The sequence below is a fragment of the Curtobacterium sp. VKM Ac-1395 genome, assembly GCF_015350975.1.
Lineage (GTDB): Bacteria > Actinomycetota > Actinomycetes > Actinomycetales > Microbacteriaceae > Curtobacterium.
Genome location: NZ_JADKRX010000006.1, coordinates 163,448 through 171,784, shown reverse-complemented (window position 1 = coordinate 171,784; position 8,337 = coordinate 163,448). Strand labels below are relative to the sequence as shown.

Annotated in this window: 4 protein-coding genes and 1 rRNA gene; 4 read left to right on the top strand and 1 reads right to left on the bottom strand. The window is 72.6% G+C overall.

Going from position 1 to position 8,337, the window contains the following annotated elements:
* From rrf to ITJ68_RS16285, 4 genes are all read left to right on the top strand, one after another.
* Nucleotides 1-75: ribosomal RNA gene (gene rrf / locus ITJ68_RS16300) — 5S ribosomal RNA — on the top strand; the annotation flags it as partial.
* Between the two features lie 130 nt (nt 76-205).
* Nucleotides 206-1,342 carry an ROK family transcriptional regulator gene (locus tag ITJ68_RS16295; protein ID WP_194662782.1) on the top strand — a complete coding sequence of 379 codons (1,137 nt, stop codon included), beginning with the start codon at nt 206-208 and terminating at the stop codon, nt 1,340-1,342.
* A gap of 108 nt (nt 1,343-1,450) precedes the next feature.
* Nucleotides 1,451-3,469, top strand: coding sequence for a beta-galactosidase (locus ITJ68_RS16290; protein WP_194662780.1), 2,019 nt, complete (start codon nt 1,451-1,453; stop codon nt 3,467-3,469).
* Entirely contained in the window at nt 3,466-5,631 is a 2,166-nt protein-coding gene (locus ITJ68_RS16285) for an alpha-galactosidase (RefSeq protein ID WP_323743350.1), read from the top strand. The genes ITJ68_RS16290 and ITJ68_RS16285 overlap by 4 nt, the downstream gene beginning before the upstream one ends.
* A gap of 51 nt (nt 5,632-5,682) precedes the next feature.
* Here the strand turns inward: ITJ68_RS16285 and ITJ68_RS16280 are convergent, their stop codons facing one another.
* Complete coding sequence (locus tag ITJ68_RS16280; protein WP_194662771.1) at nt 5,683-8,262, bottom strand: glycoside hydrolase family 2 protein; 2,580 nt, start codon at nt 8,260-8,262, stop codon at nt 5,683-5,685.
* Between the last annotated feature and the right edge of the window lie 75 nt (nt 8,263-8,337).

Genomic DNA, 8,337 nt, shown 5'->3' with positions numbered 1-8,337 from the left:
AACCCGGAAGCTAAGCCTCTCAGCGCCGATGGTACTGCAAGGGGGACCTTGTGGGAGAGTAGGACGCCGCCGGACTTCTTCTGCAACACCAGGGAACCCCTGACCATTCATGGTCAGGGGTTTTCTGCGTTCGGCGGGGCCGTTGCGCTCTCGGGAACAATGGCGAGCGTCGCCGGCATTAGGATCAGCCGACGACGGAGGAACGATGACGAATGCGTGGCCGGTCCTGCCGGACGGATCCCGGTTGGCCCTGCGGGAGATCCTCATCCACGGGGAACTGTCACGGGCGGAGATCGCTCGGTCGCTCGGGCTCTCGCGTGCCAGCCTCACCCGGGCGATGCGCATCCTCGTGGGGCACGGGCTCGTCGTCGAAGTCGGGACGGATGTCAGAGGAGCCACTGGTCGGCCGTCGGAGCTCCTGCACCCGAGCTCGGGGCAGTGGGAGTTCCTCGGGATCAAGCTCACGAAGGACCGGCTCTACGCAGCCGTCACCGACCTCGGCGGACGTGTCCTCGCCCTGCACGAGGAGTCGATGCCGACGACCCGTGCCGAGGACGTCGCCGAGCAGATCCGCGCCGTCGAGGAGCGGCTCCGCACGGCGCATCCCGCGATGTGTGCGATCGGCGTGTCCCTGCCCGGGGACGTCCGCACGGTCGGGGGCGAGCCCGTCGTCGCGCACTCGCTGTTCCTCGGGTGGACGGACGTGCCGTTCGCGCGGATGGTGACGGAACGGACGGGCCTGGCGGCGTTCACGGCGAACGACGTGCACGCGCTCACGGCGAAGGAGCACTGGTTCGGCGCGGGCGCGGCGACGGGTGGGCGGTCGATGGCGCTCGTCACGGTCGGGGAAGGCCTCGGACTCGGACTCATCGCCAACGGGCAGGTGTCGACGGGGGAGCACGGTCGCCTCGGGCGGATCGGACACCTGCCGGTGCTGGGCGGTGGTCCCGACTGTGGGCTCGGACACCTCGGATGCGCATCGAGCTACCTCCCGAGCCCGGTGATCGTGCGGAACTCCGGGCACACGGATGCCACCTACGACGAGGTCGTCGAACGCGCGCGGTCCGGTGACGAGCGAGCCCTCGCGGCCTTCGCGGATGCCGGCCGCGCGCTCGGCGTGGTCCTGGCGACGGTGGTGCACATCGCCGACCCCTCGACACTCGTGCTCACCGGCGACGGACTGCCCGTGTACGACATCGCCCGGTCCGCGGTGGACGAGGCGCTGCGCGGGGCGCTCGAGCCGTACACGGAGCCGGTGACGGTCGAGGTGCAGCCCTTCGAGTTCTCCGAGTGGGCCCGGGCGGGGGCGGTGCTCGCGATCCGCCGGCTGCTCGCCGAGTGACGATCCACAGGAGACGAGCAGCAGAGCCTTCAGTGCGTTAGTTACGCACGTTGACAAAGGCGCACCAGCACGGGAGGCTGGAACGGACCCACCATCGAAGGAGATGCCGTGTCCGAAGCCCCATCCGTCCCCTGGCCGACCGACGGTCTGTCGTTCGGCGGCGACTACAGTCCCGAGCAGTGGCCACGTGAGGTCTGGGACGAGGACGTCTGGCTGATGCGCGAGGCCGGGGTCAACCTCGTGACGGTCGGGGTGTTCTCGTGGGGACTCCTCGAGCGGACACCGGGGGAGTACACGTGGGCCTGGCTCGACGACGTGCTCGACCTCCTGCACTCCAACGGCATCGCGGTCGACCTCGCGACGCCGACGGCCGCTCCGCCGAGCTGGCTCCTCGCGGCGCATCCCGAGGTGCTGCCCGTGGACCGCGACGACGTCGTCCGTCGTCCGGGCGAGCGGCTCGGCTGGTGCCCGGACTCCCCGGTCTTCCGCGAGCACGCGCACCGCATCGTCGACGCCGTGGCCGAGCGGTACGGGCAGCACCCCGCCGTGCGGCTCTGGCACGTCAGCAACGAGCTGGGCGGTGGCAACGCCCGGTGTGCCTGCGACGCGTCGACGGCAGCCTTCCGCCGGTGGCTCCGGGAGCGGTACGCCGACGTCGACGCCGTGAACGCCGCGTGGGGAACGGCCTTCTGGGGGCACACGTACACGGACTTCGAGGAGATCGGGCTGCCGCACGGCGGGCACAACCTGGCCCCGAACCCGGGGCTGTTCCTGGACGCCGAACGGTTCTCGTCGGACTCGCTCCTCGCGCACTTCACCATGGAGAGGACGACGATCGAACGCCACTCGAGCGTCCCCGTGACGACGAACTTCATGGTCGGCGCCGGGTCACAGACGGTCGACTACGCCGAGTGGGCGAAGCACGTGGCGATCCCCGCGAACGACCACTACACGCTCGTCGACGACCCTCGTCGCGAGCAGGACCTCGCCGCGTCCGCCGACCGGATGCGCGGGATCACGACCGGCCGCACGCCGTGGCTGCTCATGGAACACTCCACTGGCAGCCCGAGCTGGCAGCAGCGGAACCGGGCGAAGGAGCCGGGCGAGATCCTCCGGAACTCGCTCGCGCACGTCGCTCGCGGGTCCGACGGAGCCCTGTTCTTCCAGTGGCGTGCCTCCACCGCCGGGGCTGAGCAGTTCCACTCCGCGATGCTCCCGCACGCCGGCACCGCGACCCGCATCTGGCGCGAGGTCACGGCCCTCGGGCGTGCGCTCCGCGCCCTCGCACCGGTACGGGGCACCACCGTGGAGCTCGCCCGGGTCGCGATCGTCGTGGACGAGCCGTCCGGGTGGGCGATGCAGTCCGGGCTGAAGCCGCATCGAGGCCTGCGGGCATCGCGGGAAATCCGCGCCTGGCACCGGGCGTTCTTCGACCGGCAGGTGCTGACCGACGTCGTCCCGCTCGAGGCCGACCTGTCCGGGTACGACGTGGTCGTGTTGCCGACGCTGCTGATCGTCGACGACGCAGCGGTCGCCCGCGTCGCGGACCTCGCCGAGCGCGGCGTGACCCTCGTCGTCACGTACCTCTCGGGCGTGGCCGACGAGCACGCTCGAATCCGGACGGGGGGCTACCCCGGGGCCTTCCGCGACCTGCTCGGCGCGTGGTCGGAGGAGTTCACGCCGCTGCAGCCCGACGAACGCTGGACCCTCGACGACGGCGAGGTCGTCACCGACTGGGCCGAGGCCGTCGTCACCGAGGACGCCGACGTGGTCCTCCGCTACGCGGACGGCCCGCTCACCGGACGCCCCGCGGTCACTCGCCGGGACGTCGGCGGCGGTGCCTGGTACGTCTCCGCGGCCCTCGCGGACGGCAGCATCCAGCGGGTGGTGGACCAGGTGGTGGCGGAGCGGGCGGTCCCGCGGACCGTCACCGGGCCTCCCGGACTGGAGGCGGTGCGTCGCGTCGGACGCGACGGTTCCGCGTTCCTGTTCCTCGTCAACCACCTGGCCGAGCCCGTCACGGTGCGCGCGTCCGGGGTGGACCTGCTCGACGGTTCCGGCCACGGGCCGGAGACCGTGGTGCCGGCAGGCCGCGTCCGCGTGCTCCGCGAGGAGCGGGACGCGTGACCGTCGTCGACCAGGACGCCGCACGGACACGACCGTCCGACCAGGCCCGGCAGGCACACGTGCTCCGCGCCGCCGGGGTGTCGCTCGTGCTCGTGGCGGCGCCGGACGGTCTGCCGGAGGTGCTGCACTGGGGCCGCGACGTCGGACCGGTCGGGACGATCGACACGGACGAGCTCCTGTTGGCGGTGGGGCGACCCGTCTCACCGAGTGCCTTCGACGCGCCCTGGCCGCTGACGGTCCTGCCGACGGAACGGGACGGCTGGGAAGGGCGACCGGGGATCGCCGGACACGTCGACGGGCTGCCGCTCGTCCCGCGGTGGCAGGACGTCGTCGTGGTGTCGGACGAGGGGCTCGTCACGGTGACCGCGGTCTCCGCCGAACTGCGGCTGCGGAGCGAGTTCGCGCTCGACGCCGCGGGGGTCCTGCGGGTCCGACATGCCGTGACGAACCACGGTGCGGCGGCGGTGCACCTCCAGGCGCTCGAGGCGGTGCTGCCCGTCGGGGAACGGGCGGGGGAGGTCCTCGACCTGGCGGGGCGCTGGACGCGGGAACGCACCCCGCAGCGGCGGACCCTGACACATGGCAGCCACGCGCGCGAGAGCCGCCGAGGGCGCACGGGCCACGACGCGCCGACGCTGCTGGTGCTCGGGACGCCCGGGTTCTCGGACGACGCGGGGGAGGTCTGGGCCGTGCACCTGGCGTGGAGCGCGGACTCCGTGCACCGCCACGACGTGCTCGCCGAGGCGCGGCCACTGCTCGGCGCCGGGGAACTGCTCCGCGCGGGCGAGGTCGTGCTCGGGGAGGACGACACGTTCACGACCCCGGACGCCGTGTTCGTGTGGAGCGACGAGGGACTCGACGGCATGTCGGCCCGGCTCCACGGCTCGATCCGCGCGCGGCCCGGGCACCCGCGACGCCCGCGGCCCGTCGTGCTGAACACGTGGGAGGCGGTGTACTACCAGCAGGACCTCGCTCCGCTGGTGGCCCTGGCCGAGACGGCCGCGGACATCGGCGTCGAGCGGTTCGTGCTCGACGACGGCTGGTTCCTCGGACGCCGGTCGGACACCACGTCGCTCGGCGACTGGCAGGTCGACCCGGCCGTCTGGCCCGACGGGCTCCGCCCCCTCGTCGACCGGGTGCGGGAGCTCGGGATGGAGTTCGGGCTGTGGTTCGAGCCGGAGATGGTGAGCCCCGCGTCGGAGCTCGCCGCCGCGCACCCGGAGTGGCTCCTGCAGCGACCCGACGACGACGTGCGGACGTGGCGGAACCAGCACGTGCTCGACCTGGCGAACCCGGCAGCCCGCGCCTTCGTGCTCGAGAGCATGTCGGCGGTCATCGGTGGGCACCACGTGGAGTTCGTCAAGTGGGACGCGAACCGCGATGTCGTCCACGCGGTGCACGCAGGACGTGCAGGCATCGACGCACACACCCGGGGCGTGTACACGCTCATGGACGACCTCCGCCGACGCCACCCGTGGCTCGAGATCGAGTCGTGTGCGAGCGGCGGAGCCCGGGTCGACCTCGGCGCCCTCGAGCACACCGACCGCGTGTGGCCGTCCGACACGAACGACGCGGTGGAGCGGCTGGCCATCCAGCGGTGGACCGAGGCGCTCCTGCCGCTCGAGCTCATCGGCAGCCACGTCGGCCCCGAGGTGTCGCACACGACCGGTCGGCACCTCGACCTGGACTTCCGGATGGCGGTGTCGCTGTTCGGCTCCGCGGGCATCGAGACGGACGTCACGCGCCTGTCCCCGCCGGAGCTGGACCGGCTCCGCGCGTGGACGGCGCTGTACCGACGCTCGCGGGCGCTGCTGCACACCGGACGGCTGCGGCACCTCGACCTCGGGGACCCCGGGCTCGACGCGACCTCGGTGGTGGCGGTCGACCGGTCGCGGGCGCTCGTCCGCGTGGCCCGGACCGTGACCGGCCCACAGTCGCTCGCGGTGCCGGTCCGGCTGCGGGGTCTCGACCGGTCGCGGCGCTACCGGGTGGCCCCGGCGACGGGCATCGGCGTGCCGCGCGGACTCGACATGGTGCCGCCGCCGTGGGTCGGTCGCGGGTGGGTGGAGCTGTCGGGCGCGGTGCTCGAGGACGTCGGGGTGCGGCTGCCGATGCTCGCGCCGGCGACGGCGATCGTGCTCGAGTGCGCGGCGCTCGACTGAGCGCTGCCCGCTCCGCCCGGCCAGGTCGGCCGGGCGGAGCGGGCGCGTGGGTCAGCGCAGCAGGGACCCCGCGTGCCGGAGGACCTCGCGCGTCGTGAGCGCCCCGGTGTCGATCCCGGGGGCCGCCGTCACGGTGAACGTCACGGATTCGCCCGGCAGCAGCGACACCAGCCCGTCGTCCACGCGGGCCGCGGCATCGACGCGGTCCGGGAACAGCGACACGTCCCGCGCGTACGACGTCGCGGTGACGGTCACCCGGGCGCCGTCCGTCGTCGGCTCCACCGCGGTGGTGAACGGTGCCGACTCGAGGGCCTGGTCGATCACCTCGGCGAAGTCGTACACGGTCCGGCCGGGTGTCCCGGTGACGACGAGCACCTCCGACGCCGGGTCCCCGGGGACCGCCAGCGACGCCGGCAGGGCCACACGAGCGGCATCGGCGGCCCCGACGGTGACCGGGAAGGACCCCGACGCGAGCACGGTGCCGTCGAACGACATCCGGGCGACCTCGACCTGGCCCTCGACCGCGGCGCCGGACGCGTTGACGACCACGACGTCGAGCACCGACGACGCGGAGGCCCCGGGCTGCACCGTCACGAGCACGGGCTGGTACGCCTGTCGCACGGCGTACCAGACAGGCTTCCGGATACCGGCGTGGTCGACGAGCGCCCACGAGACGACGGGCCAGTCGTCGTTGAGCTGCCAGACGACCATCCCGGTGTTGTCGGGGGTGCGCGACCGGAACCACTCCATGCCGAACCGGATCGCGTGCGCCTGGTTCAGCTGCGCGGCGAAGTGCCAGTCCTCGATGGAGGCCGGCTCGGGCAGGTGGCCCCGCATCCCGTCCGCGAGCTTCCGGTTGCCCTGGTCGGCCTTCTGGTGCACCAGCATCTCGTGGCCGTCGGGGTCGAGCGGCTCGTCGTGCACGACCGCCGTCAACGTGGACCACGCCGGCGGTCCCTGGAACCCGAACTCCGCCACGAAGCGCGGCTGCCAGTCGGCGTAGGCGCGGTAGTCCAGGCGGTTCCAGACGTCCCAGATGTGGACGCTGCCGTTCCGCTCGTCGTTCGGCGTCAGGTACTCGTCGAACGAGAACGGACTGCCCGGCGTGTACGGACGCGTCGGGTCGAGCTCGGCGACGAGCGCCGGGAACAGGTCCCGGTAGTAGCCGTTGCCCCAGGTCCGACCGACGAGCGAGGCGCGCCACCCCCACTCCGCGTAGGCGACGAGGTTCTCGTTGTTGCCGTTCCAGACCACGAGGGACGGGTGCGGGCTGAGGCGGGTGACGGCCTCGCGGACCTCGGGCTCGACCTCGTCGCGGAGCCACGGCTCCTCGGCGTAAGCGGCACAGGCGAAGAGGAAGTCCTGCCAGACGAGGACCCCGAGCTCGTCGCACCGGTCGTACAGGTCGTCGGACTCGTAGATGCCGCCACCCCAGATGCGGAGCAGGTTCATGTTCGCGTCGACCGCGTCGTCGATGCGCCGGTGGTAGCGCTCGCGGGTCATCTCGGTGAGGAACGCGTGGTCCGGGATCCAGTTCGCCCCGCGCACCATCACGGGCCGGTCGTTCACGCGCAGCAGGAACGGTGCCCCGCCAGCGTCGGCAGCGCTGTCGAGGGTGACGGTCCGGAAGCCGACCCGGCCGGTCCAGACGTCGTCGCCGACCTCGACGCGGACGTCGTACAGCGGCTGGTCGCCCTCGCCGCGCGGCCACCAGACGGCGACCTCCGGCACCACGAGCCGGACGGTGGCCGACCCGTCCTCGACGCGGCGCGATCCGACCACGGTGTCGCCACCGTCCGCACTGACACCGTCCGCTCCGGCACCGACGGGAGGCTCAGTGCCGGTGACCGCGGACCCTGCGGACGCGCGGTGCGGGGCCAGGGTGACCCGTGCCTCCAGTCCGGTGGTGTCGGCACCGCCTGCTGCGGTGACGGGCGCGCTGCCGATGGCCTGCGTGAAGCGGCTGCCGGACCCGGCGAGCTCGACGTCCACGTGTGCGGTGAGCACGCCGTCGGTGCCGTCGATGTCCACGAGCGGCCGGACGGACGCGATCCGGGCGCCGCTCCAGGACTCGATGCCGATCGACTTCCAGATGCCGCTCGTCGCGACGTCGATGCCCCAGTCCCAGCCGAAGTTCGACGCGTTCTTGCGGAGCGCGTTGTACGGGTGGTGGTTGACGTGGGGGAGTTCGCCGCCGTGCAGCTCGGACAGCCGCTCGGCCGCGGGGACCGGGGCGTCGAAGGTCACGACGAGTTCGTTGGTGCCCTCCCGGAGCAGGTGCCCGACGGGGAAGCGGTACGACCGGTGCTGGTTGGCCGTGGTCGCGACGACGATGCCGTTGAGCTCGATCGTGGCGAGGGTGTCGAGGCCGTCCGCGACCAGGTCGTGGCGCTCGGCGGCCGGGGCGTGCCAGTCGAAGGTGCGACGCCAGCGCCAGACGGTGTCGCCGATCCACTGGGTCGCGGCCTCGTTGTCGCCGTCGAACGGGTCCGGGATCAACCCGGCGCGCAGCAGGTCGGTGTGGACCACGCCGGGGACCACCGCCTCGATCGGGGTCGCGGCCGCGTCGGCTGCTGCCGGACCGCGCACCGCCTCGACCGTCCACGTGCCGTCGAGTGTCGTCCGCTCCATTGCGTCTCCTCAGGGTTCCCAGGGTCACACGATGCCACCCCTTGACCGACTTAGTTTATGCGTGTAACAATCACG

Excerpts from the sequence above, each read along its gene's own strand:
- ITJ68_RS16295 (WP_194662782.1), top strand. The coding sequence starts at position 206 with ATGACGAATGCGTGGCCGGTCCTGCCGGACGGATCCCGGTTGGCCCTG.
- ITJ68_RS16280 (WP_194662771.1), bottom strand. The coding sequence starts at position 8,262 with ATGGAGCGGACGACACTCGACGGCACGTGGACGGTCGAGGCGGTGCGC.